The following is a 25,254-nucleotide window of genomic DNA, read 5'->3' as shown; positions in this document are numbered from 1 at the left end:
CGGCGTCGTGCACTAGCGTGAAGGCATGTCCGACACGCATTCCGATCCCGCCGCCGAGCCGGGTCGACATCGCGCCGATGTTCCGGCCACATCCGATCTGGAGACCTGTTACGTCGGTCCCGTCCGAGTCATTCGTGAGCCCGGTGATGCGGGTCCGACCACCGATCGCAGACTCCTGGAGTGGGTCGACCCACGGGACAAGGATCTGCGGGCCGAACGGACCACGCGGGATGCGTGGCGCGTACTGCGGATCCAGTCCGAATTCGTCGCCGGTTTCGACGCGATGAGCGAGGTGGCCGAGGCGGTCACGGTCTTCGGCTCGGCGCGACTCGTCCCCGGCAGCGACGACTACGACCTCGCCGTCCGGCTCGGCCGGGCACTCGGTGAGGCCGGCTACGCGGTGATCACCGGGGGAGGACCGGGCGCGATGGAGGCCGCCAACCGAGGAGCCTGGGACACCGATGCACAGTCCATCGGCCTCAACATCGAGTTGCCGTTCGAGCAGCACCTCAACGAGTGGGTGGATGTCGGCATGCATTTCCGCTACTTCTTCGTTCGTAAGACCATGTTCGTCAAATACGCACAAGCGTTCGTCTGCCTCCCGGGCGGCTTCGGCACGCTGGATGAGATGTTCGAGGCGTTGACGCTGGTACAGACGAAGAAGGTGGTCAGGTTCCCGATCGTGCTCATCGGACGCGACCACTGGGCCGGTCTGGTCGGCTGGATGCGTGATGTGCTCCTGGCCAAGAAGATGATCTCCACCGACGACCTCGACCTGCTGTACGTCGTGGACGAGCCGTCGGAGGCGGTCGACATCATCGCCGCCGCCGCGTCGGGACGGGCCGGTCGATGAGCGCGATCTGTGTCTACTGCGCGTCGGGACCGGTCGCCGGCGAGTACCTCGATCTCGCAGCCGAGCTGGGTGCCGCACTGGCGGCCGAGGGACACACCGTGGTCTCCGGTGGCGGCAACATCTCGATGATGGGTGCGCTGGCCGAGGCCGCGCGGGCGGCCGGGGGCTCGACGGTGGGCATCATCCCGCGAGCGCTGATGGAACGCGAGGTCGCCGATCTGGGAGCCGACGAGCTGGTGGTCACCGAGACCATGCGCGAACGCAAGCGACTGATGGACGAACGGGCAGACGGTTTCATCACGCTCCCTGGCGGCATCGGGACGCTCGAGGAACTCTTCGAGACCTGGACCGGCGGAGTCCTGGGCATGCACGCGAAGCCGGTCGTGCTCCTCGACCCGTTCGAGTTCTACGAGCCGCTGCTGTCCTGGCTGGACGATCTGCGTGGACGGGGCTTCGTCGCCCAGCGCGCGCTGGACCGGCTCCTCGTCACCGATTCCATACCAAAGGCCATCGAGTTTGCTACTGCTCGGTAAGGTGGGGCGAGCAGTCCGTCAACGCGCGTTGTCAGAATGCTCTCGACCAGTGCGAACACGAGGATGTGGGGTTTGATGCCGAGCAACGACACTCAGGAGGCCGTGGGTCTGACCGATCTGATCCGAGGCGTGATCAAGATGGCGCCTGATGCGCCGAACATGATCAAGCACGCATCGGGCCTCGTCCACCGACCGCCGGAGGCCAAGCGGACGATCGGATCGGTCTTCCAGAAGCTTGCCGCGGCCCATCCCGATCGTCCGTTCATCCGCTTCGAGGGACGTTCGGTGACCTACGGCGAGGTCAATCGTCGGGTCAACCGGTACGCCGCACTGCTCACCGACAACGGCGTCGGATCCGGCGATGTGGTCGCCATCCTGTCCAAGAACAATCCGACGGACCTGATGCTGATGCTGGCCACGGTCAAACTGGGCGCCGTCGCCGGCATGCTGAACTACAATCAGCGCGGAAAAGTTCTGTCGCACAGCGTATCTCTGCTCGATGCCAAAGTGCTCGTGCACGACCCGGACTGCGCCGAGGCGTTCGAGTCGATCCCTGCCGACGTACTTCCCCGGCACGTCTTCGACTTCGCGGAGTTCGACGGCGCGGCCGAGGGGCGATCGGAGGAGAACCCGGCCGTCACCGCGAGCCTGCCGGCGTCGACGAAGGCGTTCTACATCTTCACGTCGGGCACCACCGGCATGCCCAAGGCCAGCGTGATGAGCCACAACAGATGGCTGGCCAATCTCTCCGGCATCGGCGGCCTCGCGGTCCGACTGCGCCACAGCGACACCATGTACGTCCCGCTGCCGCTGTACCACAACAACGCGTTGTCGGTGTCGCTCGGCTCGGTGCTGGCCTCGGGTGCCTGTATCGCGATCGGCCGATCGTTCTCGGCATCCAAGTTCTGGGATGACGTCATCCTCAACCGGGCGACGGCGTTCTGCTACATCGGCGAGCTGTGTCGCTATCTGCTGGCGCAGCCGGAGAAACCCACCGACCGGCAGCATGCCGTCAGGGTGATCATCGGCAACGGGATGCGGGCCGAGATCTGGGACGAGTTCGCCGAGCGATTCGGCATCGAGCGCATCGTCGAGTTCTACGGCGCCAGCGAACTGAATCTCGCATTCGTCAACGCCTTCAGTGTCAAACGCACCGCAGGCTTCTGCCCGCTCCCGCACAAGATCGTCGAGTACGACGACGACGGTGAACCCCGGCGCGACGAAACCGGGCGCCTGACCGAAGTGGGCAGGGGCGGTACCGGATTGTTGATCGCGGAGATCAGTGAACGGGTGCCGCTCGACGGCTACACCGACGCCGAGGCCACCGAGAAGAAAGTGATCCGAGACGCCTTCAAGGACGGCGACGCCTATTTCAACTCCGGTGACCTGGTGCGCGACCAGGGATTCGCGCACATCGCATTCGTCGACCGCCTGGGCGACACCTTCCGCTGGAAGGGTGAGAACGTCGCCACCACCGAGGTCGAGGGGGCGCTGGACTCGTTCGGTCAGATCGCCCAGTCCGTCGTCTACGGCGTCGAGGTCGAGGGAGCGGACGGCAAGGCGGGGATGGCGGCGGTCAAGGTGCGCGACGGCGCCGAACTCGATCCCGCGAAGCTCGCCGACCATCTCCACGACCATCTGCCGTCCTACGCGGTGCCGTTGTTCATCCGGGTCGTCGACGACTTCGAACAGACCTCCACCTTCAAGAGCCGCAAGGTCGAGCTCCGCGACCAGGGATTCGATAAGACCGATGGCGACCCGGTGTACGTGTTGGCAGGTCGCGAGAAGGGATACGTCGACTTCTACGACGACTATCCGGCCGACGTGGCGAACGCGAAGGCACCGAAAGGCTGAGCCTTCCGGTTCTCGGCGGATGCCGAGCGCGCGGAGGTGTCCGGGTTGCCGGTCGTCGAGTGGGTGACGAGCGCAGCGGAGGGCCGGGTGCAGGCCCCTCGTTACCCTGGGAGCCATGCTCTCGACGTTGTGCGGCAAACCCGTCGCCACCGACCGCGCTCTGGTCATGGCCATCGTCAATCGGACACCTGACTCCTTCTACGACAAAGGCGCGAGCTTCACCGACACCGCCGCACAGGCGCGGATCGAACAGGTTGTCGCAGAGGGTGCCGACATCATCGACGTCGGCGGCGTGAAGGCCGGGCCGGGCGACGAGGTGGACGCCTCCACCGAGACCGAACGGGTGGTCCCGATGATCGGGTGGATCCGTGACCGGTTTCCCGGCGTCCTCATCAGCGTGGACACGTGGCGCAGCGAGGTGGCCGAGCGGGCCTGCGACGCGGGTGCCGATCTGATCAACGACACCTGGGCCGGCTTCGACGCGGATCTGGTGAAGGTGGCGGCGGCGCGCGGCGCCGGGATCGTGTGCTCGCACACCGGTGGGGCCACCGTGCGCACCCGCCCGCACCGTGTCGCCTACCGCGATGTCGTCGCCGATGTTGTGGCCGATGTCACCGCAGCGGCCGATCGGGCCGTCGAGGCGGGGGTCGCGCGTGATTCGATCGTGATCGATCCGACACATGATTTTGGCAAGAACACCCATCACGGGCTCGCCTTGTTACGTCAGGTGAACGTTCTTGTTAATACCGGCTGGCCAGTGCTTATGGCGCTGAGCAACAAGGACTTTGTAGGGGAGACTCTGGGTGTGGACCTCGACGACCGGCTGGAGGGAACCTTGGCCGCGACCGCTCTGAGCGCCGCCGCAGGCGCACGGATCTTTCGCGTCCACGAAGTTGCCGCCACCCGCCGCGTGGTCGACATGGTCGCTGCCATCGCGGGGACACGACCGCCCGCCCGAACAGTCAGGGGACTCGCATGACCGAACAGGTACGTCGAACCCAGGCGCGTCGCAAGGCGACCGTCACCAACAATCGCGACAAGACGACCATCTGGCCGACACCCGCCGACACGTTGGGGGCCAAACAGCAGTGGGCGGCCACGAACACCTGGGAGCAGCCCGACTGGACGATCGACGAACTCGTCGCCGCCAAGAACGGCCGGACCGTGTCGGTCGTCCTGCCCGCGCTCAACGAGGAGGAGACGGTGGCCGATGTCATCGCCTCGATCCGGCCGCTGTACGGGACCCTCGTGGACGAACTGATCGTCGTGGACTCCGGGTCCACCGACGCCACCGCGGAGCGCGCGGAGGCCGCCGGAGCGATGGTCGTCAGCCGAGAGGACGCGGTGCCCGAACTCGAGCCCGTGAAGGGCAAGGGTGAGGTGCTGTGGCGGTCGATCGCCGTGGCGACCGGCGACATCATCGCGTTCGTCGACTCCGACCTGATCGACCCGGACCCCATGTTCGTGCCCAAGATGCTCGGACCGCTGTTGATCGATCCGAGGATCCAGCTCGTGAAGGGCTACTACCGACGCCCGCTGCGCACCGGCGGTCAACACGACGCCAACGGCGGCGGCCGGGTCACCGAGCTCGTCGCGCGTCCGCTGTTGGCCTCCCAGCGGCCGGATCTGACCGGCGTGCTGCAACCGCTCGGCGGCGAGTACGCCGGTACCCGTGAGCTGCTCTCGTCGGTGCCCTTCGCACCCGGTTACGGCGTCGAGATCGGACTGCTGATCGACACCTTCGACCGCTACGGACTCCAGGGCATCGGTCAGGTGAACCTCGGGGTGCGGACCCATCGGAATCGTCCGCTGATCGAATTGGGTGTGATGAGCCGACAGATCGTCGGGACCTTGATGCGCCGCTGCGGGATCGAGGACTCGGGTGTGGGTCTGACCCAGTTCACGGCGGAGCCGGACGGATCGTTCACACCGCACACCACCGAGGTCTACCTCGAAGACCGTCCGCCGATGGACAGCATCCTCACCGCTGAGTCCGGTGACGCGGAGATGGCATCCTGACGCTGCCGCGCTGACGTGGTTGTGGCGTCCGTCTGCCACTATGGGTGCCATGCAGACGATGCTGCTGTATCTGCTGATCATGGCCGTGGTGGTGGTCGCAGTCTTCGCCCTGGTGTGGTTCGTCTTCGGCCGTGGCGAGGATCTTCCGCCGCTGGAGCGTGGGACCACCCTGACGCGTCTGCCGCGCGCCGGTATCACCGGTGCCCACGTCCGCGCGCTGGTCTTCCGGCAGACAGTGCGCGGCTATTCACCCGCCGAGGTCGACTGGGCCATGGAGAAACTCGCCCGCGAGCTCGACGAACTCCGTGCCGTCGTGCTCGACCTGCAGGCACGCGAGGACGCCGATTCCCCGGCCACCGGAGGCGAACCCGGCCGACGGTGACCGGGCGGGACACGACACGTTCGCGCACGTGTGCGCAGGGGCGGACCCGGCCACCACGTATCATTGTCCTGGCGCTTGCAGCATTTTCGACCGATGCTCCAGGTGTCGTTCCACATCGTGTGGCGGATGCTCTGAAGGGAGTTCGAGAATGGCGGCAATGAAGCCACGTACTGGGGACGGCCCCCTCGAAGCGGCCAAGGAAGGACGTGGAATCGTTGTCCGGATTCCGATCGAGGGCGGGGGACGCCTGGTCGTCGAGCTGACCGCCGACGAGGCCGCGGCATTGGGTGAGGAACTGCGCGGGGTCACCGGCTGAGCACAGAGGGGAATTCGGGCCGAGGCCTGCGTGACGTCGAATCCGCGCTGTGGTGTCCGGTCTGCTCCGCCGGCCTTTCGGTCACCGCCGACGATCGGTCGCTGAGCTGCGCGGCGTCTCATCGATTCGACATCGCCCGGCAGGGATATGTCTCACTCCTCGACGGTCGGTCGACGGCCCACCTCTCCGACACCGGGCCGATGGTCGCGGCCCGGCGTCGGGTCCATGAGGTCGGCCTGTTCGATCCGGTGGCCGAGGCCGTCGCCGACACGGTGGAGGCCACCATCGCCACCGGGGGGCCGGACATGGTCCTCGATGCGGGGGCCGGAACCGGCCACTATCTCCGCGCCACCCTCGATCGACGTGACGAGATGCGTGGCATCGGGCTCGATCTGTCGAAGTACTGCGCCCGCACGATCGCGCGGTCCCATCCCCGTGCCGCCGCCGTGGTCGCCGATGTCTGGCGCCCGCTACCGGTCCGCTCGGGAGCCATCGGTGTTGTGCTGTCGGTGTTCTCACCACGCAACCTGAGCGAGTTCGCGCGGATCCTGGCCCCCGCCGGGGTGATGGTGGTGGTGACGCCCAACCCCGATCACCTGGCCGAGATCATCGGCCCGATGGGCATGCTCACCGTCGGCGAGAACAAAGACCAGCGTCTGCACACCGCCCTCGCCGAGGACTTCACCGTCGTCGAGGAGAGCGTCGTACGGCGGTCCCACGCGGTGGACGCCGCGGTGATCGCGGACGTCGTCGCCATGGGGCCGTCCGCGTTTCACCGCTCAGAGGCGCAGATCCGGTCTGCGGCCCAGTCGCTCGCCGCGGGCAGCACAATCGATCTGACCGTGTCGGTCACGGTCACGACCTGCCGGCCACAGGACGGACGCGAGGTCAGCGCAGGGTGATCCGGTAGACCTCGAGCGTCTGCTCGGCGATCGACGCCCACGAGAACTCCGACTCGGCGCGTTCTCTGCCCGCGCTGCCCATGGCCTGCGCGGCCGCCGGATCGCCGACCACCGCATTGACTGCCTCGGCGAGTCCCATCTCGAACCCTCGGGGATCGACCGGGTCATAGGCCACCAGCCGTCCACTGACCTCGTCGCGGACGACCTCGGGAATTCCGCCGACCGCCGACGCGACCACCGCGGTGCCGCACGCCATCGCCTCGAGATTGACGATCCCGAGTGGCTCGTAGATCGACGGGCACAGGAAAACTGTTGCTGCGGTGAGAATTTCGCGAATTCGCGGTTGGCTGAGCATGTCTCGGACCCAGTACACGCCATCGCGTGACGCGGCGAGTTCGGTGACGGCGCCCTCGATCTCGGCGCCGATCTCCGGGGTGTCCGGCGCTCCGGCGCAGAGCACCAACTGGATCTCGGGGTCGAAATGATGCGCCGCGGCGACCAGATGTGCGACGCCCTTCTGGCGGGTGATGCGCCCGACGAACGCGACGATCGGCCGCCCCGGATCCACCCCCAGCCGTGTCAGCGCCGATTCCGGGCCGAACGGGTCCTCCACGGGATACCAGGACGAGGTGTCGATACCGTTGCGCACCACATGAACCCGCTCGGGGTCGACACGTGGATAGGTGTTGCACACATCGGTACGCATCCCGGAACTGACGGCGATCACCGCGTCGGCGTATTCGATCGAGTTCTTCTCGACCCAGCTCGACACCCGATAGCCGCCGCCGAGTTGCTCGGCCTTCCACGGGCGCATCGGCTCCAGGGAATGAGCGGTCAGGACATGGGGCACGCCGAACAGTTGGCCGGCGAGGTGGCCGGCCAGGCCCGCGTACCAGGTGTGCGAGTGCACGAGGTCGGCGCCCTCCGAACCCATCGCCATCCGAAGATCGGTCGACAGGGTCGTGATCGCCGGATTGGCGCCGGCCAGGCCCGGGTCGGGCTGATAGACCTGGGCGGTCTCACGCTCGCGGCCCATGCAGTGCACGTCGACGGTGGCCAAGGCGCGTAGGTGCCGAACGAGTTCGGTGACGTGTACGCCGGCACCGCCGTACACCTCGGGCGGATATTCCCGGGTCATCATCGCCACCCTCATGGCCTCGACGCTAACCTCATCGCCCCGACTTCGCCATCGGTGCCGCAAACTCGGTGGCGGGAGGGTGCGATTCACCTAGCCCCGACGATCGATGACCGTTAAGTTGGAGATTGTGAGATCACAGGCGCACGTGCTCGGAATTGTTCTCGCAGGCGGCGAGGGGAAGCGCCTGTACCCCCTGACGATGGATCGTGCGAAACCGGCGGTGCCGTTCGGCGGCTCCTATCGCCTCATCGACTTTGTCCTGTCCAACCTCGTGAACGCCGGGTACGAACGCATCTGCGTTCTCACGCAATACAAGTCCCATTCGCTCGACCGGCACATCTCGCAGACCTGGTTCTCCTCCGGGTTCCACGGCGAGTACATCACGCCCGTGCCGGCGCAGCAGAGACTCGGTCCGCGGTGGTACACGGGCAGTGCCGACGCCATCTTCCAGTCGATGAATCTGATCACCGACGAGCAGCCCGACTACATCGTCGTGTTCGGCGCCGACCACGTGTACCGGATGGACCCGTCACAGATGGTCGAGGCGCACATCGCGTCCGGCGCCGACGTCACCGTCGCCGGGATCCGCGTGCCGCGTGCCGAGGCAACGGCGTTCGGGTGCATCGATTCCGACGAGGCCGGCCGCATCACGCGATTCCTGGAGAAGCCGAGCGACCCGCCCGGGACACCCGATGATCCCGACGTGACCTTCGCGTCCATGGGAAACTATGTGTTCACGACGGAAGCGCTCGTCGATGCCATCCGGGCCGACGCGGCCGACTCGGACTCCGACCACGACATGGGCGGCGACATCATTCCCGCTTTCGTCCGACGTGACCGGGCCTACGTCTACGACTTCAAGGACAACGAGGTGCCCGGGGAGACCGAGCGCGACAAGGGGTACTGGCGCGACGTCGGGACACTGGATGCGTTCTATGACGCCCACATGGATCTCGTCTCGGTCCATCCCGTCTTCAATCTCTACAACCGCCGCTGGCCGATCCGGGGCGAGACCGTGAACCTGCCCCCGGCGAAGTTCGTGCAGGGCGGGACCGCGCAGGACTCGGTGGTGGGCGCGGGCTGCATCGTCTCGGCCGGGACGGTGAGCGACTCGGTGTTGTCGGCGAACGTGGTGATCGAGGACGGCGCGATCGTCGAGGGCAGCGTCCTGATGCCGGGCGTGCGGGTCGGCAAGGGAGCCGTGGTCCGGCACGCGATCCTGGACAAGAACGTGGTGGTCGGCGAAGGCGTGCAACTCGGCGTCGACGCCGAGGCCGACCGCGAACGATTCTCGGTCAGCGGCGGGGGTGTCGTCACCGTCGGGAAGGGCATCCGGGTCTGAGCGGACCTCGGCTACCGGGCGTTACCGGCCCGGCAGGCCTCGAGCCCGCGCTCGATCAGCACGGGCACATCGATCGTGTCGGTGTTCTCCGGCAGGTCGTCCACCGGCCACCAGGCGAGATCGACGGACTCGTCACTACGCACGATCCGTGGCGGGTCCCCGTTCGGTGTCGGGGCGGCCATCGCCGCGAACCGGACATCGAGGTGACGAGTGGGAACCCCCAGCGAACAGGTGATCGGATGGGTGTGCAGATGCACCGGCCCGGTCGCGAGTTGCAGGGCCGCGATCCCGGACTCCTCCCGGGCCTCGCGGGTGGCGGCGTCGCGCAGGGACTCGTCGGACTCCTCGCAATGACCGCCGAGCTGAATCCATCTGCCCACCCGGGGATGCAGCGTCAGCAGGACATGCGTCAGCGTGGCGTCGAACACGATCGCGGACGCCGTGATGTGTCCGGGTTCGCTCGCCCGCAGACACCCGTCGCGTGCCGCATCGAGGAACGCCAGATAGGTGTGCCGTAGCGAATCCTGTTCGGCATCGGGTGCCGTCCATGACCGCAGCGTCGCGATCGTCGACGAGTGCAGTGATTCGGCGCTCATCGCTCGATCACCAGGCCGTCGGTGTTCGCCGGCGGCCGCGTCCCCGCGGCGTCGAGTGGGTGACCGATCGCGACGGCGCCCAACGGTTCCCACCTGGCGTCGAGATCCAGTACATCTCGGACGACCTCGGGGGCGAAGATCGTCGAACCGACCCAGCAACTCCCGACTCCCCGGACCGACAGAGCGACCAGCAGCGCCGACACGGCGCCGCCGGCGGCCACCGTGAACATCGTGTGCTCCGCGGCTCTGCGCCGCTCGTCGGGGTAGTCATGCGCCCCGTCGGGCACCAGGAACGGTATGACCAACTCGGGTGCGTCGTAGAGGATCTGACCGCGCCGAAGGCGCTTGACGATCGATTCGGGCGACTTGGCGTCGTTCTCGAGATCGGTGCGCCACGAGCGTGCCATCTCGTCCAGCAGACGAACGCGACGATCCGACGAGCGGACCCACACGAACCGGACCGGATGGGTGTGATGTGGTGCCGGCGCCGTGAGCGCCTCCGCGAATGCCGCGTGCATGACCTCGGGTTCGACCGGACCGGGGGCGAACGCGCGGACCGACCGGCGCGTCAGCAGTGCCTCCCGCCGACCCAGGTCGATCGCCTCGGCGGTGCCGAGGCGGAACAGGTCCTCGGCCGCGGGGCGGACGAGGTCGGCGGCACGGGAGCCGTCGTCGATCGGTGACAGACCACGCACCACGGCGACGGGGACACCGCCGAGCTTGCCCTTGACGAGATCCCCGGCGGCGGCGATCTCGTCGGCAACGGCGATGTCGGTCACGATGAGCGGATTGCCATACGCGTCGACCGAACCGTCGTAGGGATGCGACACGGCGATGCCCGCCGAGCCGATGGCGACGTCGGTCTGCCCGTTGCGCCACGCCCGTCCCATGGTGTCGGTGACGACCACCGCCACCTCGAGACCACCGATCTCGGCGATCCGCTGCCGCAGTGCGGCCGCACTGGCGTCGGGATCGAGCGGCAGCAGGGCAAGCTGGTCGGTGGCCACGTTCGACCCGTCCACACCGGCCGCGGCCTGCACCAGGCCGTTGCGATTCTCGGTGATCAACGTGCGGTTCTTGCGGGCGAGGACCCGGACCGACTCGTCGGCGATCAGCTTACGGCGCAGCGCATCCCGCTCATCGGGATCGGTCGGGGCGCTGACCATGCGGCCCTCGACCTTGGAAAAGATCTTGCTGGTCACCACCACGACGTCACCGTCGGCGAGCCATGGCGCGGCCGCGAGCAGTTCGGTTGCCACGTCGACACCGGGGCCGAACTCGCCGAGCCCGGTCACCGGGCGGATCTCCAGGGCGGCGCGTGTTCCGTGGTCGGGGTGTGGGTCGGTCGTCACCGCGCGGTCCCCGTCGAGGCGGCGCCGATGTTGTGATCCGGCATCGGCACACCCACCAGGGCGCAGGCGTCGCGAACCATCTGTGCGGTCGTCGCCGGGTCGGTCATCAGAAGTGGTGCGGTGCCCACCGTGATGCCCTCGACGGCCCCGTGGTCGCCGTCGGCGATCAGCCAGGCATCCAGGACCCCGTTGCCGCTACGGGCGCCGTAGTGCGCCGCGATGGCCTCGGCCGTGGTCTCGACGCCGATCACCGACAGACATTCGTCGGCCATTCCCCGCAGCGGTCGGTTGTCGATGACCGGGGAGATGCCCACCACGGGCGCCGACGTGGTCCTCAGCGCGCTGCGGATTCCGGGCACGCTGACGATCGCGCCGATGCTGACCACGGGATTGCTCGGCGCGAACAGGACGACGTCGGCCTCGGTGATCGCCTCCACCACGCCGGGGGCCGCCGTTGTGTCGTCGGAGCCGACCTGAGCGAAGCCGAATGTGGGTATCTGTGCGCGATGTCGGACCCACCACTCCTGGAAGTGGATTGCGACGCGCTCACCTTCGTCGCCGTCGGGTTTGGCCACCACCACATGGGTCTCGTGCCGATCGTCGGTTGCCGGGAGCAGGCGGACGCCGGGTTGCCAGCGCCGGCACAGGGCAGCGGTCACGTCGGACAATCGGTAGCCCGCGTCGAGCATCTGCGTGCGGATGAGGTGGGTCGCCAGATCACGGTCGCCGAGGCCGAACCAGTCCGGGTCGGCTCCGTAGGCGGCCAGTTCCTCCTTGGCGTGCCAGGTCTCGCCGACACGACCCCAACCGCGATCGCGATCGATACCGCCACCGAGGGTGTACATGCAGGTGTCGAGGTCGGGGCAGATCCGTACCCCGTGCATCCAGGCGTCGTCTCCGACGTTGACGATCGCGGTGATCGAATGCTCTCGGTCGTCCGGTTGATCGGGCCCGGAGTCGCCGTCGGTGGCAGGTTCGACGGGGTCGGGAAATGGCGTGGCCCCGAGCAATTCCCGGACACCGGACAAAAAGCGGGCGCCACCGACGCCGCCGACGAGGACCGTCACCTTCATCCCGTTCACTCTAGGGCATGTCCCCGGTGCCTCTTTGCCGGCCTTGGGGCTCGCCGGCGGCCCCTCGGCGGCGTTGTGCTCGGTCACGACGGCTCATGCCATCGGCGAGTCGGCTGCCCCCCGGACGACCGACTCCGCCGAACCTCGCAAGGGGGCTGGACACACCACGGCGGCCACCGATCGGGCGGTGTCGATCGCGGGGCCGAAATGCATCGGCGGTGGTCAGCGCGGCCGACGGCGGGAGAAAGTTGGAGTCGACGGCCGATTCGCTACCATGGGAGGCGATTTCGGGGGAGGAGATCGCAGATCTGTGACATTGCTGATGTCCTCGATCCGTGTCCGTGTCGAACCGAGGGACTTCTTGAGACTGATGGTATTAAGGAATCTTTCGGTTTAACTTGACCGCAGTGGCCCATCACGTGTGTAATCACATCAGTGTCATTCTGGGTTTGAGATCGAGAATCGATGGAGCACAACGCTTTCGATCATACGTTCGAATGACCCGGCGGGTTGGAGTACCCCAGGCACTACGGTGAAGATCGATGGTGTGGGCAGATGTGGTGGAGCGGCGAGGTGGCCGCGCTGCCGTTTGACTGAAACTGACAGACTCTCGAGCTAGGAGGCGCCGACGATGGCTTTTGAGAACCCGATCGGCAATCCCCTTGAACCACGCAATGTTTCCGATCCTTTCGGCGTCGCACTGCCGATCAGTCGGGCAGATGAACTGGCCGGCGTCGAAGCGGGAGTCAATCCGCTTGCGCCGTCGGGTGATTCACTGATGTCGTCGGCTGTGGGCGGTGACACTGCCGACCAGTCCGACAATTCACCGTGGCCGCAGAGGCGCCATCTTTCCTTGGTGCCCAACGACTTCGATGATCTCTTCGAGTCGATTGAAGAGCAGTGGCAAGACCGGGCGCTGTGTGCCCAGACCGACCCCGAGGCGTTCTTCCCGGAGAAGGGTGGGTCGACCCGCGAGGCCAAGCGCATCTGTCAGGGATGCGAGGTCAAGTCGGAGTGCCTGGAGTACGCCTTGCACAACGACGAGCGATTCGGCATCTGGGGCGGTCTCTCCGAGAGGGAACGCCGCCGCCTGAAGCGCGGCATCATCTGACTCGAGCGCGTCATCACCTGACTGGCGCGACGGCGGACGCTCCATCGCCGGGGTGCGGTGTCCGCGAGCTCTGAGTCCGCGGTGGGCCGCCAGTCCTCGACAGCGCGGGTGCCGCGACTCTCACTCGGAGTCGTCGGGCCCGTTGTCGATGGTGTCCTCGTCGACGCCCAGGTGCGTGGCCACCTGCTGGACAAGCACCTCGTGAACCAGCTCCAGGAGATCGGCGCCCCGTTTGGCGCGGATCTCGAGGGGGCGCCGGAACAGGATGATCTGGGCCCGTGTCGGGTGTCCGTGGACATCGATGCCCGCCGGGATGAGCCGGGCGAGGGGGATCGCGCCGTCGGCGGTGACCTCGTCGGGCCACTGGATGGAATCCGGGTCCCGCGGCAACATTCGTGGGATGTCGTCGACCGCGATGTCGAGACCCGCCAGCTGATCGTGCCACCGGGCATCGATTTCCGCGAATGCCTCGAGTGCGATCACATCGAACGAATCGGCCCTGCTCGTGAACGCCGGCACCGATTGCGGCAGCAGTGGAGACCTCAGTCCGCGTCCGCGCCGATCACGAATCCGGACCAGTCGCGTCGGCCGCCGGGTCGTCGCCGGCCGCGGATCGCCCCCACGCCCGCGCGCGTCGGTGGCCCGACCTCTCGGATCCTGCGCACGAGGTCGAGGTTCGTCGGCGCGACCACGGGAGGGTCGTGGCGGATCGAAGCGCATGACGCGAGTCTAGGGCATGTCTGCCCTGGGGATTCGCCACGCCGCGGTCGTGCGTGGGGCTCCGGTTTCGCGACGGATGCGTGTCGCCACCGGCGTGAACCGGCCGCCGGGGATAACCTCGACTGCGTGAAGCTTCCCCGACAGTGCTGCAGGCCCGGCTGCGCTCGTTCCGCGGTGGCTACCCTGACCTTCGTCTACGCGGAGTCGACGGCGGTGATAGGTCCACTGGCCAGTAGTGCAGAGCCGCACTCGTGGGATCTCTGTGACGATCATGCGCGGCGGATCACGGTTCCCCGTGGCTGGGAGATGTTGCGCAGCGAGCGCGGCTTCTCCGCCCCGATCGCCGAGGATTACGAGTTGACCGCGCTCGCCGAGGCGGTGCGCGAGGTCGGCGGTGCCGATCGGGTCGACGTCTCGCCGGGATTCCCCGATTTGTTCGACGGGCTCGACGAGGCACCGGCCGGTCGCCATCGCTCGAACCGTCCCGCCGCGTCGGGGACGGAGACACCGTCATCCGGTGACAGCGGCGTGCGGCGGGCACCGCATTCGGCACGTCCGCGACCGGGCCGCCGCGGTCACCTGCGCGTGCTGCCCGACCCCATTGACTGAGACCGGGGCATCCCCATCGGCGCGGTGCCGGGTGTACGGGGCCTTCGGTGGTGACAGGCGTGCGCGCGGTCGGCCGATCGCGTGGCTAGGGTAGGTGTCATGCGTACCGGTGCCCCCGATCTCGATGATGTCGAGGAACTGATCGCGGCGGACGTGGATGGTCTCCTCCCTTCGGTGGCCCTGGCCGGCGCGCAGGTCCGATCGGTGGCCGAGGCGCAACGCGAAGGAGTGCTCGAGCCGCTGACCCAACTCCGCCCCCGCAGTGTGGTCATCGTGTACGGGACGACCGGGGCGGCGTCGCCCGCCGCGCAGTTCGTGACGGCCGTCGTCGGCGCGCGCGTCGACGTCCCCATCGTCTGTGCGCCGGCGCTGCCCGGCTGGATCGGGCCGCTCGACGTGGTCGTGCTTGCGGGTGACGACGCCGGCGATCGGGTGCTCGCCGACGCCGCTGCACGCTCATTGCGACGCCGCGCCGAGGTGGTGGTCGCCGCGCCGATCGAAGGTCCTCTTCGAGATGCCCTGGGCGGCAGTGGGATCGACCTCTCGCCCCGGATTCCGGTGGACCCGCGGTTTCGGTTTCCGGGCTTCGTCGCCGCGCTGTTCGCGGTATTCGTGTCGCTGACGCAGGTCCGCTTCACCGGCAACGTGCCCGAGGTGGCCGACCTCGCCGATGCCCTCGACGGCGAGGCCGGGGCGAACCATCCACGCAACGAGAGCTTCCACAACCGCGCCAAGATGCTCGCGACCCGGCTCGACGGCCGCCCGGTCCTGTGGGTCGGGGACACGGCGGGCGCCGCGGTGGTGGCTGCGCAGGCGGCCCGGGCGCTGATCGCGCTGGCGGGGGTCATCAGTGCGGTCGCCGAGATCGGAGACGCCATCCGGACGGTCCGGGAATGGTCCGAGCGCACGGGTTCGGCGGCCACGGACTCGATCTTCTACGACCCGGAGATCGACGGCCCAGCACCGGAGGGGCCACCCCGGGTGTTCGCGACCACCACGGCCTCGCGCGAGTGGTACGTCCGGCGGCGCATGGCGGCGATCGGCGATCTCGACGTGTTGACCGGCGATGGGGTCGAGCCGACGGGTGAGGGTGCACCGACTCCGCAAAACCATGCGCCCGACGAGGTGACCGGTGACTCGCCGACTGATCTGCTGCCCGTGTTGTTGTTGATGTTGCGAATCGAGATGGCTGCCGTGTATCTCCGGCTGATCAGGACCTGAGGTGATGAGAACTCTTGAGGGGGTCGTGCGCCCCTACGCGTGGGGATCGCGCACCGCGATCGCGTCGTTGCGAGGGTTGCCGGTGCCGTCGCCGCACCCGGAGGCCGAACTCTGGTTCGGCGCCCATCCGGCCGGTGCGGCGGCATGTCTGGACACCGACGGATCGGTGGACACCGACCTGCTCAGTGCGATCGACGCCGATCGGAGCGCGATGCTCGGCGATCGGATCGTCGACACGTTCGACGGTCGGCTGCCGTTCCTGATCAAGATCCTCGCCGCGGAAGAACCGCTGTCGCTGCAGGCGCATCCGAGTGCGGCGCAGGCACGCGAGGGGTTCGATCGGGAGAATGCGCAGGGTCTGCGGATCGACGCACCCGACCGCAACTATCGCGATCCATGGCACAAACCCGAATTGATTGTCGCGATCACCGAATTCGAGGCACTCGCCGGTTTCCGTGATCCGCACGCGACGGTCGAACTGCTCCGCGAACTCCAGGTCTCCGAACTCGATCCCTTCCTGGGGATGCTGGCCGGCCAGCCCGACTCGGAGGGTCTGCGGGCGCTGTTCACCACGTGGCTGACCTTGCCCGACGCATCCATCGCCACGCTCGTGCCCGCGGTGCTCGGCGGCGCGGTGAACCTGCTGAGCGCGGGCGCGGCGCCCCACTTCGCCGCGGAACTCCGGACCGTCCTCGAGCTGGGCGAGGATTACCCACGCGACCCCGGCGTACTCGCGTCCTTGTTGCTCAACCGGATTCACCTCGAGCCCGGCGAAGCGCTCTATCTGCCCGCGGGCAACCTGCACGCCTACCTTCGCGGGACGGGCGTCGAGATCATGGCCAACTCGGACAACGTGCTGCGCGGGGGACTGACGCCGAAACACATCGACGTCCCGGAGCTGCTCCGGGTGCTCGACTTCACCCCGGTCGGGGTCGGTGAGCTCACCCCGCCGGTGCGCACCGTCGGTGCCGAACGGATCTACCTCAGTGCCGCACCGGAGTTCCGGCTCTCCCGCGTGGAACTCGACGGGACCGGGTTGCTGTACGCGTCGTCGATCTGCTTCGACATGCCGGGCCCGCAGATCCTGGCCGTGCTGTCGGGCACCATCGACGTTCGCCCGATGGGCGGCACGGCGATCACCGTGCGTGCCGGACAGGCGGTCTGGGTCGGCGATGCCGAACCCGACGTCGTGGTCCACGCCGCGTCGTCGCGAGCGGTGTTCTTCCGCGCGTTGGTACCCCTCGGCGTGCCTGGCTGACGACGGCCGTCAGCGGCCGAGGAATGTCCATTCCTCCGGCGTGGCGACCATGGTGACCGCCACCCGCTCGTTCGGCGTCGTCACCGAGATGTCCTGAGGTGCGCGCGGATCCTGCCGGACGATCACCGCCGCGTCGGGGACGAGTTCGTGCACCCGGGGGTCTCCGGGGGCCAGCACGCTGAGATGGGTGGTGTGGGGTTCGGCGGGTGGCGCGGTCACGCCGTCGAAGATGACGACACGATGGCCGACCGGGGCGTGCACCCGGTCCGAACCGAGCGCGAGTCGCCGGAGGTCGCCGACCTTGCCGATCAGGTCCTGCCACAGATCGGGGCGGATCGTGTGAACGGTCACCGTCGCCCCGATGGCGACCGCACGCAACGTGACCTGGGCCACCACCTGCGGGCCCGCGGCGATGGCGACCGATCCGACGTCCGGACCGAGCAGTGGGACCGCGACGGCGCGTCCGCTGTGATCGGCGCCCACCAGCTGACCACAACCGCCGGCGGGCAGTGCGAGCAGCCGGACGAGCTGGTCGGCCTCCTCGCCGCGCAGCGCGCGGACGTGCTTGTCGAGGCGTGCCGGGATCGCGATCGGCAAGCCGGCGGTCAGTGCGTCGAAGTGGTGGCCGTCGAGCGCGGTGAGGCCGGGCGGGAGGGGATCGGCCGTACGCCCCGCGGCGGGAAGTTCGGCGTATCGGACGATGCCGCGGACCTCCAGGACGCCGTCCGCGTCGTGGCGTAGCCGCAGAGTGGCGGTGGTCGACAGTGCCGTGTTGACCCAGACCGTCGAGAGCACCGACGCGATCGCATCGGGTTCGATGGCCGCGCTGCGGAATCGGAGCTCGCCCGCGCGGATCGAGTCCCAGTCCTCGTCCATGTCTTCGAGGGATGCGCCCTCGGACAGCTCCGTGGTCAGCGTGGTGATCTCCGCGCCACCGAGAACCGACACCCGAAGACCGCTCTCGGACAGGCGGTTGGCGACCCGGCGCGTGGTGATCGTCGCCGTCCGCAGGGCGCCGACGGCTCCGCCTCCGCGGCGGGCGACCGCATCGGCGCAGTCGAGGGGATTCAGCCTGAGCACCACCAGGACCGATCGGTGCGCGGTGGCCGCCAACGGCCCGAGGGTGCGGTGATAGGTCTCTGCGACGGGACCCCCGCCCCAGCTGCGGATGCCATGGCTGATCACCTCGATCGAATCGAGGCGGATGTCGAACGGGTTGATGCATTCCGCGAGCGCGGACAGCGGCACCAGCTGACCGGTCGGGTCGGCGACGCCCGCATGACCCGGCGTCAGATAGGTTGCAGCCGGTGACCCCGGGGACACCCGGAGCACCGTGATCAGCGTGTCACCGACCCAACGCGCCCCGATGGTGTCGCCGCCGGGCGACGGTGTGCGTAGCGTGGTCGTCTGTGGCCCCGCCGGGATGTCGAACGATGCGGGGGCCAGATCCGTGGACCGTCGGCGCGCCCTGGCCCAACCGAACCCGAGCCGCTGTGAGAACCGATCAACCGCCGATCCCCGGCCCCGGAACGGGAGCAGGGCGATCGCTGCCACGCCCGCGACAACCAGTGCGATCCAGCCTGTTTCGGCGCCGCTGACCGCCCAGGCGATCACACCGACGGCGAGGATTACCTCGATCACGACCAGCGTCTGCAACGGTAGACGTCGCCGCGGGTGGCGGTCGCGGGCCGACTGGTGCTCGCCCGCCGCGCCCGTGTGTGCGCCACGGTCCGTCGGTGTGGCCGGTGCACGCACGGCCGTGGGCGCGCCTCGCATCGCCAATGGAACCCCCCTCAGTTCTCACGGGTGACAGGCGCGACACCCGTGGAAATGTATCGGCTACGCTACTACGCGGCGAAACGTCGGTGGCCACGCGATACTCGGGCACCGACGGCGCGCCCTGTCTGCCATGCAGTCGAAGGGGGGACGATGGCTCGGCAGCTCACCACCAAGGCCCAGGTGAACGGGTACCGCTTTCTGCTGCGCCGGCTCGAACACGCGCTGGTACGGCGAGACGTGCGCATGCTGCACGATCCGATGCGCTCGCAGGTGCAGGCGCTACTGGTCGGCACGGTCCTGGCTCTGCTCGTGCTCGGCGGATGCGGTGTATGGGGCCTGGTCAGGCCGCAGGGGTCGGTCGGTGACGCGAAGATCGTGGTCAGCAAGGACTCCGGCGGCAACTATGTTCTCGTCGACGGGACCCTGCACCCAGTACTCAACCTCGCCTCGGCCCGCCTGATCACCGGCAGCAGTGAGTCACCGAAATCCGTCGGTGACGGCAAATTGGCCGGCTATCCGCGCGGGCCCCTGCTCGGCATACCCGGTGCTCCCGCGGCGTTGCAGTCCTCTGCCCACGGTGGTCGGTCCTACTGGACGGTCTGCGACACGTCCACGATCTCCCCGGAGATGTCCGGCGAGTCCATCGCCCTGACCGTCATCGGTGACCGACCCGCGCTGGGTGATGCGATCCGCACCGCGGGGGCAGCCGATGCGGTGTACGCCACCAGCGCAGGGCAGACCTTCCTCATCTACACCGTGCAGCGTGACGGCAGGCCCGTAGCGGTTCGTGCCGCGGTGGACACCGACAGCGTGCCGGTGATGCGCGCCCTGGGTCTGGAGGGTGCCACCCCCCGCGAGGTGAGTGCCGGCCTGCTGAACACCTTTCCCGAGGTCGACCCCATCGCCGTGCCAGAGATCGACGGCGTGGGTCGGCGTGGTGCGCTGGACGTCGACGACGTACGGGTCGGATCGGTGGTCAAGGCCGTCGGCATCGACGATCAGACGACCTATTACGTGGTGCTGCGCGACGGGGTCCAACAGATCGGCGAGACCACGGCCGAGATCCTCCGGCTCGCCGACCGCGACGGCAGCGCTCCGGTGCCCACCGTCGCACCGGGAGAGGTCGCGGCCAGCCGTACCTCATCCAGGCTTCCGGTCGACGACTTCCCGCGACGCACACCTAATCTGGTGGATGTGGGGTCGGCGAACACCCTGTGCCAGGCATGGTCCAGAGGCACCGACGATGCCGGCGCGACCACCCGATTCCTGATCGGGCGGGCCCTGCCTCTACCCGATGACGCGCACCCGGTCACCGTGACCACCTCGGATGGTCCCGGCCCGGGGGTCGATCAGGTTTATCTGCGCCCCGGGTCAGGTGAGTACATCCAGGTGACCGGCTCGGAGCCGGACAGTGACCGGGCCGAATCCCGCTATTACATCAGTGATTTCGGCATCCGGTTCGGCGTCGCCGACGCCGGGACCGGGCAGGTCCTGGGCTTGGGGGACAGCCCGACGAGGGCGCCGTGGTCGGTGATCTCCCTGCTCGCCCCCGGGCCCGCACTCTCGCGGACAGCCGCACTGGTGTCGCACGACGGTATGGCACCCGACGACGGCGGCCGAGCCATCTCGCAACCGGAGAACTGAGTAGCCTCGCGGGGAACGAGCGGTGCGTCATCCCTGCGGTCCCTGAGGAGCCTTGCGGGGAACGAGCGGTGCGTCATCCCTGCGGTCGAGCGGTGCGTCATCCCTGCGGTCCCTGAGGAGCCTTGCGGGGAACGAGCGGTGCGTCATCCCTGCGGTCGAGCGGTGCGTCATCCCTACGGTCCCTGAGGAGCCTCGCGAGGAACGAGCGGTGCGTCATCCCTGCGGTCCCTGAGGAGCCTCGCGAGGAACGAGCGATGCGTCACGAAGGGCCCTTCGTGACGCATCCTCGCAGGCTCGGAGGCTCCTCAGGGAGCGGGTGTGTCGCTGGTGAGTTGGGGTTTTCGGGGCCCTTCGTGACGCTTCCTCGCAGGCTCGGAGGCTCCTCAGGGACCGGGGCCGGCCTCGCAGGCTCGGAAGCTCCTCAGGGACCGGGGCCGGCCTCGCAGGCTCGGAGGCTCCTCAGGACCGGGGTGTATCGCTGGCGGGCGTTCGCGCGAGGAAGCCGGGAGTCTTCTCGCCGTGCCGCCGAATGGTCAGGACGTCAGCGGCCCGCCGACGATGTTGGACACGATGCCTCGGATGACCCGGGTGCCGTCCTCGGACCGCAGTTCGTCATACCAGGCGGCGGTGGCGTCGGGATCCTTGGCGTGCGTCACGTCGCAGCGCTTGCGGGCCCGTAGGACGAGCTCGCCGGCGCGTTCGGTGCGGGCCTGCTCGTAGGCCGCGAGTGCGGCGTGGACGTCGTCGGGGTTGTCCTTGACGGCGAACTGCAGAGCGACGGCATCCTCCATGGCCGAGCAACCGCCCTGACCGATGTCGGGGGTGGTGTTGTGGGCGGCGTCCCCGAGGACCGCGACCCGGCCCTTCACCCAGGTGTGGAACGGATCCAGGTCGAGGATCTCCACCCGGTTGGTCGTGGCGGGGTCGAGCTTCTCGATAAGCCGTTGCACGCCGGGCGCCCAGTCGGCAAAGGTCTCTCCGAGAACCTCACGGGCCGAACCACGTTCGTAGGGCACGCCCTCGGGCATGGTCACGTCGAAGAAGAAGTAGAAACGGTTGCCGGCGATCGGCATCACCGACACACGTTTGCCGTCACCGACATAGGTGGTCCACTCGGTGGCCGGGCCGATGGCCTCGTCGACGTCGACGAGGCCGTTGAAGTTGACGTAGCCGGCATAGCGGCGTTCGACGGGATGTCCGAGGACGTACTCGCGGGTCAGCGACTTCGCGCCGTCCGCCCCGATCACCAGGTCGCCGGAAGCCGTGGTCCCGTCGGCGAATTCGACGGTTGCTGCGTCGGGACCGTCGGTGACCGAGACCATCTTCTTGCCGAAGTTGATGTCGTCGATGCCGTAGGCGCGCATCAACATCAACTGCAGTTCTGCGCGTGCGACCGGATACGGCCGCTGGCCGACCTCGTCGATCAGCGGCTGCATGCTGAAGCGGCACATCGTGTCGCCGGTGAACGCGTCGATGTAGGACATCGTGTCGACGATGCCGCCGAGTTCGGCCGTCTCACGCTCGAGGCCGAGATGGTTGAGACATTTGACTCCGTTGGACCACACCGAGATCGCGGCACCCACGGGTTTGTTCTCGGTGACCTGCTCGTAGACCTCGACATCGAGTCCGATGTGCTTGAGCGCGATCGCAGCGCTGAGTCCGCCCATTCCGGCACCGATGATGACAGCCTTCACCTCGTGATGTCCCTTCTCTCCCGCGTCGTCGTCCCCGACGGGTGAGTCAAGGCTAAGACCGACCGGGCGAGACCGCAGTGTGGCGTACGCGCCGACGTCCCGTGCCGTACGTGCTAAGACCCCTCGGTCACACGGTCATGCGGTGGCGACGCCTGCGGTGAGGCGGCGGACCGTCTGTTCCCACTGCGCGATGATTGTCTCGAGGTCGAGCCCGACGATGTCGCGCAGGTGTCGCACCGAGGATGCGTTGAGCGGGGCTTGCACGGCGATCGCGACGACATCGAGATGGTCGCCGAACCCCAGCTCGCGCAACAGAATCTGTACATGTCGATTGGAGGCCGCCCACACCGGGTGGGTCATCAGGTCACCGCCCGCGCCCGCGGCCTCGATCAGGATGTCCAGATGATCCGAGGTGAGCTTGAGGCGGGCCCGGCCGTAGGCGAGCAGTCGATCCAGCGGCGGTGCGCCGGGACCGAGGGGCTGGGGCCCGAACAGGAAACCACGCTGGATCTCGGATTCAGAATGGTCGAGCAGCGCCAGCATCAATCCGGTCCGACTGCCGAACCGGCGAAAGACAGTGCCCTTGCCGACGCCGGCCTCGCGAGCGACGGCATCCATGGTGACGCCGGCCGCGCCGTGGTTGTCGATGAGGTTCTTGGCGGCAGCGAGCAGGAGCCGCCGGTTGCGCGCGGCGTCGGCCCGCTCGGAATCCGCCCGCTCGGAGAGGTCGCCGGAGGCGCGTAGGGGTATGAGACCACCGTCGGGACCGAGGGACACGTGACGAGCGTAACGCTTGGTCGGAACCGGAATTAATCGGACTGAAGTCCGGTTGATTTGTTTCGATCAGCTAAACATCGAGAGGGAGCATTGTGACCGTACGAAACGTGAAGATCGTCGCGCTCGTGGGAAGTCTCCGCAAGGAGTCGATCAATCGTCAGTTGGCGCAGGTGGCGGCCGAGAATGCGCCCGCGGGCGCCACGGTGACCATCGTGGAGGGCCTGGGGGAGTTGGCGTTCTACAGCGAGGATCACGACCCGTCCATCACAGGCGATGCCGTCCTCCCGGCCGGCGTGGCCGCTCTCCGTGAGACCGTCGGTGCCGCCGATGCCGTGCTCGTGGTCACACCGGAATACAACGGCACCATCCCTGCCGTGCTCAAGAACGCCATCGACTGGCTCTCGCGGCCGTACGGCGCCGGGGCACTCTCCGCCAAGCCGGTCGGCGTCATCGGCGCGGCACTGGGACGGTATGCGGGCACCTGGTCGCGTGAGGACACCCGCAAGTCCGTCGGTATCGCCGGCGGCCGGGTGATCGAAGATGTCGAGGTCGGTGTCCAGACCTCCACGCTCGGCGATCAGGGCCTCGCCGATCCCGAGCTCGTCGCACAGGTCGTCGCTGCGGTCAATCGTCTCGTCGACGAGGTGGCCGTCGCCGCCTGATCCGGTCCGCACAGTACTGTCGACGCACCGCCGCGAGCCCCCCGGGGCCGCGGCGGTGCGTCTTTTCTCCGGTGCCTGTGGAGCATTCTGCGGACACCTTGTGGACAGTCGGGGGACAACGTGTGGACGACACGCCGGACACGCCCGGCTTCACGATCGTGCATGCCCGCGACCTGCGACTTTCACGAATGTTATTCACAAGTTGTTGTGGTGGGTCGAAATGTCAGCCACAAGGTGTAGTGTTTTGGACACCAACATGGCCGACAACGTACATCGATGTGATTATGCGGAGAACGCCAGCAAGACGGTGATCTGGATCACTTTCTTCACGTTGGGAAAGTGTCCGTCGCCACGGATCGTTGAACGTCGTATGCGGTGAACGTGCGACGCCCGGCGAGGTCGGGGAGACGCGGGTTCGCTCCCGTGCGGAGCGAACGGTGAAGGCCCGTCCGGGGCCGGAGCCGGCCAGAGTGAGAAGACAGTAGAACGCGACACGACGACCCGAGACAGACGACTCCGACGCGGACCATCGGCCACGACGATGCGGCGGCCCGCGCAGAACGATCCAGCACACAGCCTGATCCAGCAAGGAGAACTTTGATGGCCATCACCGTCTACACCAAGCCCGCCTGCGTCCAGTGCAATGCGACCTACAAGGCCCTCGACAAGCAGGGCCTGGACTACGAGGTCGTCGACATCAGCACCGATGACGAGGCCCGCGACTACGTGATGGCACTCGGTTACCTGCAGGCTCCCGTGGTGGTCGTCGGCGACGAGCACTGGTCGGGTTTCCGCCCGGATCGTATCAAGGCGTTGGCGACCGCTGCCGCCTGATCGGCCCCACCGGGCGGTGACGATCCGACGGGGAAGCCGGATCATCGCACCGCGACATCCAGACGCATCGGAAACGAACTGACGGGGAGGTGGACGACATGGCAGACGAATCGCCGTTGCTCGTGTACTTCTCCTCGGTCTCGGAGAACACCCACCGGTTTGTCGAGAAGCTCGGGATGCGCGCCGTGCGCATCCCGGTGATCGACCGCACCGGTGGGTTCACCGTCGGTGAGCCCTACGTTCTGGTCTGCCCGACCTATGGAGGCGGCAAGGCGTCGGGCGCATCCGGTGGGTTCGTCCCGAAGCAGGTCATCAAGTTCTTGAACAACGAGCACAACCGCGCGCTGATCCGCGGCGTGATCGCGGCCGGCAACACGAACTTCGGTGAGGAGTTCTGCCACGCCGGTGACATCATCTCGCGCAAATGCGCGGTGCCCTATCTCTATCGATTCGAGCTGATGGGCACCACGGACGACGTCGATCGGGTACAGGCCGGCCTCGCGGACTTCGCACACAGCCCGGCGTTCCTCGATCCGCGGGCCGAACTCAGCGCCGCACACGCCTGAACTGTCGGACCCGCCGAGT

25 protein-coding genes are annotated in these 25,254 nt (G+C 67.7%); 17 read left to right on the top strand and 8 right to left on the bottom strand.

The window, feature by feature from the left end; translation table 11 throughout:
* Nucleotides 1-25 precede the first annotated feature (25 nt).
* From ACVT6V_RS23045 to ACVT6V_RS23010, 8 genes are all read left to right on the top strand, one after another.
* The gene (locus ACVT6V_RS23045; RefSeq protein ID WP_489896414.1) at nucleotides 26-853 is read left to right on the top strand and encodes an LOG family protein; all 828 of its coding nucleotides are present in this window, start codon (nucleotides 26-28) and stop codon (nucleotides 851-853) included.
* Nucleotides 850-1,386: an LOG family protein gene (locus ACVT6V_RS23040; protein ID WP_489896413.1), complete on the top strand. Its 537-nt coding sequence runs from the start codon at nucleotides 850-852 to the stop codon at nucleotides 1,384-1,386. Before ACVT6V_RS23045 ends, ACVT6V_RS23040 begins: the two co-directional genes overlap by 4 nt.
* A 75-nt stretch (nucleotides 1,387-1,461) precedes the next feature.
* A complete protein-coding gene (locus ACVT6V_RS23035; RefSeq protein ID WP_489896412.1) occupies nucleotides 1,462-3,240 on the top strand; it encodes a long-chain-acyl-CoA synthetase in 1,779 nt (592 codons plus the stop codon).
* A 115-nt stretch (nucleotides 3,241-3,355) separates the two neighbouring features.
* The gene (folP, locus tag ACVT6V_RS23030; RefSeq protein WP_489896411.1) at nucleotides 3,356-4,219 is read left to right on the top strand and encodes a dihydropteroate synthase; all 864 of its coding nucleotides are present in this window, start codon (nucleotides 3,356-3,358) and stop codon (nucleotides 4,217-4,219) included.
* The gene (locus tag ACVT6V_RS23025) at nucleotides 4,216-5,259 is read left to right on the top strand and encodes a glucosyl-3-phosphoglycerate synthase (protein ID WP_489896410.1); all 1,044 of its coding nucleotides are present in this window, start codon (nucleotides 4,216-4,218) and stop codon (nucleotides 5,257-5,259) included. The genes folP and ACVT6V_RS23025 overlap by 4 nt, the downstream gene beginning before the upstream one ends.
* 49 nt (nucleotides 5,260-5,308) lie before the next feature.
* The gene (locus tag ACVT6V_RS23020; RefSeq protein WP_489896409.1) at nucleotides 5,309-5,641 is read left to right on the top strand and encodes a DivIVA domain-containing protein; all 333 of its coding nucleotides are present in this window, start codon (nucleotides 5,309-5,311) and stop codon (nucleotides 5,639-5,641) included.
* 148 nt (nucleotides 5,642-5,789) lie between these two features.
* Nucleotides 5,790-5,957, top strand: a complete 168-nt coding sequence (locus ACVT6V_RS23015) for a DUF3117 domain-containing protein (RefSeq protein WP_004019232.1) — start codon at nucleotides 5,790-5,792, stop codon at nucleotides 5,955-5,957.
* Complete coding sequence (locus ACVT6V_RS23010) at nucleotides 5,954-6,859, top strand: putative RNA methyltransferase (RefSeq protein ID WP_489900970.1); 906 nt, start codon at nucleotides 5,954-5,956, stop codon at nucleotides 6,857-6,859. The genes ACVT6V_RS23015 and ACVT6V_RS23010 overlap by 4 nt, the downstream gene beginning before the upstream one ends.
* Here the strand turns inward: ACVT6V_RS23010 and glgA are convergent.
* Nucleotides 6,846-8,012 (bottom strand): glycogen synthase, encoded by a 1,167-nt coding sequence (gene glgA / locus ACVT6V_RS23005; protein ID WP_489896408.1) that lies wholly within the window; start codon nucleotides 8,010-8,012, stop codon nucleotides 6,846-6,848. The genes ACVT6V_RS23010 and glgA overlap by 14 nt on opposite strands.
* Nucleotides 8,013-8,124: 112 nt before the next feature.
* Here glgA and glgC point away from each other — a divergent pair, with 112 nt between their 5' ends.
* A complete protein-coding gene (gene glgC / locus ACVT6V_RS23000) occupies nucleotides 8,125-9,339 on the top strand; it encodes a glucose-1-phosphate adenylyltransferase (RefSeq protein WP_489896407.1) in 1,215 nt (404 codons plus the stop codon).
* An 11-nt stretch (nucleotides 9,340-9,350) separates the two neighbouring features.
* Here the strand turns inward: glgC and ACVT6V_RS22995 are convergent, their stop codons facing one another.
* From ACVT6V_RS22995 to cofD, 3 genes are read right to left on the bottom strand one after another with little or no spacing between them, the layout of a single operon-like run.
* Complete coding sequence (locus tag ACVT6V_RS22995) at nucleotides 9,351-9,935, bottom strand: NUDIX hydrolase (protein WP_489896406.1); 585 nt, start codon at nucleotides 9,933-9,935, stop codon at nucleotides 9,351-9,353.
* Nucleotides 9,932-11,287, bottom strand: a complete 1,356-nt coding sequence (locus tag ACVT6V_RS22990) for a coenzyme F420-0:L-glutamate ligase (RefSeq protein ID WP_489896405.1) — start codon at nucleotides 11,285-11,287, stop codon at nucleotides 9,932-9,934. Before ACVT6V_RS22990 ends, ACVT6V_RS22995 begins: the two co-directional genes overlap by 4 nt.
* The gene (gene cofD / locus ACVT6V_RS22985) at nucleotides 11,284-12,360 is read right to left on the bottom strand and encodes a 2-phospho-L-lactate transferase (RefSeq protein ID WP_489900969.1); all 1,077 of its coding nucleotides are present in this window, start codon (nucleotides 12,358-12,360) and stop codon (nucleotides 11,284-11,286) included. Before cofD ends, ACVT6V_RS22990 begins: the two co-directional genes overlap by 4 nt.
* Before the next feature lie 853 nt (nucleotides 12,361-13,213).
* Here cofD and ACVT6V_RS22980 point away from each other — a divergent pair.
* Nucleotides 13,214-13,471: a WhiB family transcriptional regulator gene (locus tag ACVT6V_RS22980; RefSeq protein ID WP_489900968.1), complete on the top strand. Its 258-nt coding sequence runs from the start codon at nucleotides 13,214-13,216 to the stop codon at nucleotides 13,469-13,471.
* 120 nt (nucleotides 13,472-13,591) lie between these two features.
* On the opposite strand, the gene ACVT6V_RS22975 is transcribed toward ACVT6V_RS22980, so the two are convergent.
* Nucleotides 13,592-14,191, bottom strand: coding sequence for a metallopeptidase family protein (locus ACVT6V_RS22975; protein WP_489896404.1), 600 nt, complete (start codon nucleotides 14,189-14,191; stop codon nucleotides 13,592-13,594).
* Between the two features lie 126 nt (nucleotides 14,192-14,317).
* Here ACVT6V_RS22975 and ACVT6V_RS22970 point away from each other — a divergent pair, with 126 nt between their 5' ends.
* The 3 genes from ACVT6V_RS22970 to manA all read left to right on the top strand — a co-directional run bounded on the left by ACVT6V_RS22970 (nucleotide 14,318) and on the right by manA (nucleotide 17,279).
* Nucleotides 14,318-14,800 carry a DUF3499 domain-containing protein gene (locus ACVT6V_RS22970; protein WP_489896403.1) on the top strand — a complete coding sequence of 161 codons (483 nt, stop codon included), beginning with the start codon at nucleotides 14,318-14,320 and terminating at the stop codon, nucleotides 14,798-14,800.
* 99 nt (nucleotides 14,801-14,899) lie between these two features.
* Complete coding sequence (locus tag ACVT6V_RS22965) at nucleotides 14,900-16,021, top strand: hypothetical protein (protein WP_489896402.1); 1,122 nt, start codon at nucleotides 14,900-14,902, stop codon at nucleotides 16,019-16,021.
* 4 nt (nucleotides 16,022-16,025) lie between these two features.
* Nucleotides 16,026-17,279 (top strand): mannose-6-phosphate isomerase, class I, encoded by a 1,254-nt coding sequence (gene manA / locus ACVT6V_RS22960; RefSeq protein ID WP_489896401.1) that lies wholly within the window; start codon nucleotides 16,026-16,028, stop codon nucleotides 17,277-17,279.
* A gap of 9 nt (nucleotides 17,280-17,288) precedes the next feature.
* Here manA and eccE read toward each other — a convergent pair whose 3' ends face one another.
* A complete protein-coding gene (eccE, locus tag ACVT6V_RS22955; protein WP_489896400.1) occupies nucleotides 17,289-19,034 on the bottom strand; it encodes a type VII secretion protein EccE in 1,746 nt (581 codons plus the stop codon).
* Nucleotides 19,035-19,208: 174 nt separating this feature from the next.
* Here eccE and eccB point away from each other — a divergent pair, with 174 nt between their 5' ends.
* Nucleotides 19,209-20,702, top strand: coding sequence for a type VII secretion protein EccB (eccB, locus tag ACVT6V_RS22950; RefSeq protein ID WP_489896399.1), 1,494 nt, complete (start codon nucleotides 19,209-19,211; stop codon nucleotides 20,700-20,702).
* A gap of 533 nt (nucleotides 20,703-21,235) precedes the next feature.
* Here the strand turns inward: eccB and hpxO are convergent.
* Both hpxO and ACVT6V_RS22940 read right to left on the bottom strand, forming a co-directional pair.
* On the bottom strand, nucleotides 21,236-22,396 hold the full coding sequence (gene hpxO, locus ACVT6V_RS22945; RefSeq protein WP_489896398.1) for an FAD-dependent urate hydroxylase HpxO: 1,161 nt from the start codon (nucleotides 22,394-22,396) through the stop codon (nucleotides 21,236-21,238).
* Between the two features lie 135 nt (nucleotides 22,397-22,531).
* The gene (locus ACVT6V_RS22940; protein WP_489896397.1) at nucleotides 22,532-23,173 is read right to left on the bottom strand and encodes a TetR/AcrR family transcriptional regulator; all 642 of its coding nucleotides are present in this window, start codon (nucleotides 23,171-23,173) and stop codon (nucleotides 22,532-22,534) included.
* Nucleotides 23,174-23,265: 92 nt separating this feature from the next.
* On the opposite strand from ACVT6V_RS22940, the gene ACVT6V_RS22935 reads away from it, so the two are divergent.
* From ACVT6V_RS22935 to nrdI, 3 genes are all read left to right on the top strand, one after another.
* On the top strand, nucleotides 23,266-23,835 hold the full coding sequence (locus ACVT6V_RS22935) for an NAD(P)H-dependent oxidoreductase (RefSeq protein WP_489896396.1): 570 nt from the start codon (nucleotides 23,266-23,268) through the stop codon (nucleotides 23,833-23,835).
* Nucleotides 23,836-24,435: 600 nt separating this feature from the next.
* Nucleotides 24,436-24,669 carry a redoxin NrdH gene (locus ACVT6V_RS22930; RefSeq protein ID WP_489896395.1) on the top strand — a complete coding sequence of 78 codons (234 nt, stop codon included), beginning with the start codon at nucleotides 24,436-24,438 and terminating at the stop codon, nucleotides 24,667-24,669.
* 98 nt (nucleotides 24,670-24,767) lie between these two features.
* Nucleotides 24,768-25,235, top strand: a complete 468-nt coding sequence (gene nrdI / locus ACVT6V_RS22925; RefSeq protein WP_489896394.1) for a class Ib ribonucleoside-diphosphate reductase assembly flavoprotein NrdI — start codon at nucleotides 24,768-24,770, stop codon at nucleotides 25,233-25,235.
* The last annotated feature ends 19 nt before the right edge of the window (nucleotides 25,236-25,254 follow it).

The sequence above is a fragment of the Gordonia sp. LMA167 genome (genome assembly GCF_058130025.1).
Note: the sequence above shows the minus strand (reverse complement) of the source record. Positions and strands in the feature narration are given on the sequence as shown.

What these genes read in the sequence shown, in the direction of transcription:
- ACVT6V_RS23045 (WP_489896414.1), top strand. Translation starts at nt 26, where the DNA reads ATGTCCGACACGCATTCCGATCCCGCCGCCGAGCCGGGTCGACATCGC.
- ACVT6V_RS23040 (WP_489896413.1), top strand. Translation starts at nt 850, where the DNA reads ATGAGCGCGATCTGTGTCTACTGCGCGTCGGGACCGGTCGCCGGCGAG.
- ACVT6V_RS23035 (WP_489896412.1), top strand. Translation starts at nt 1,462, where the DNA reads ATGCCGAGCAACGACACTCAGGAGGCCGTGGGTCTGACCGATCTGATC.
- folP (WP_489896411.1), top strand. Translation starts at nt 3,356, where the DNA reads ATGCTCTCGACGTTGTGCGGCAAACCCGTCGCCACCGACCGCGCTCTG.
- ACVT6V_RS23025 (WP_489896410.1), top strand. Translation starts at nt 4,216, where the DNA reads ATGACCGAACAGGTACGTCGAACCCAGGCGCGTCGCAAGGCGACCGTC.
- ACVT6V_RS23020 (WP_489896409.1), top strand. Translation starts at nt 5,309, where the DNA reads ATGCAGACGATGCTGCTGTATCTGCTGATCATGGCCGTGGTGGTGGTC.
- ACVT6V_RS23015 (WP_004019232.1), top strand. Translation starts at nt 5,790, where the DNA reads ATGGCGGCAATGAAGCCACGTACTGGGGACGGCCCCCTCGAAGCGGCC.
- glgA (WP_489896408.1), bottom strand. Translation starts at nt 8,012, where the DNA reads ATGAGGGTGGCGATGATGACCCGGGAATATCCGCCCGAGGTGTACGGC.
- ACVT6V_RS22995 (WP_489896406.1), bottom strand. Translation starts at nt 9,935, where the DNA reads ATGAGCGCCGAATCACTGCACTCGTCGACGATCGCGACGCTGCGGTCA.
- cofD (WP_489900969.1), bottom strand. Translation starts at nt 12,360, where the DNA reads ATGAAGGTGACGGTCCTCGTCGGCGGCGTCGGTGGCGCCCGCTTTTTG.
- ACVT6V_RS22975 (WP_489896404.1), bottom strand. Translation starts at nt 14,191, where the DNA reads ATGCGCTTCGATCCGCCACGACCCTCCCGTGGTCGCGCCGACGAACCT.
- ACVT6V_RS22965 (WP_489896402.1), top strand. Translation starts at nt 14,900, where the DNA reads ATGCGTACCGGTGCCCCCGATCTCGATGATGTCGAGGAACTGATCGCG.
- manA (WP_489896401.1), top strand. Translation starts at nt 16,026, where the DNA reads ATGAGAACTCTTGAGGGGGTCGTGCGCCCCTACGCGTGGGGATCGCGC.
- eccB (WP_489896399.1), top strand. Translation starts at nt 19,209, where the DNA reads ATGGCTCGGCAGCTCACCACCAAGGCCCAGGTGAACGGGTACCGCTTT.
- ACVT6V_RS22930 (WP_489896395.1), top strand. Translation starts at nt 24,436, where the DNA reads ATGGCCATCACCGTCTACACCAAGCCCGCCTGCGTCCAGTGCAATGCG.
- nrdI (WP_489896394.1), top strand. Translation starts at nt 24,768, where the DNA reads ATGGCAGACGAATCGCCGTTGCTCGTGTACTTCTCCTCGGTCTCGGAG.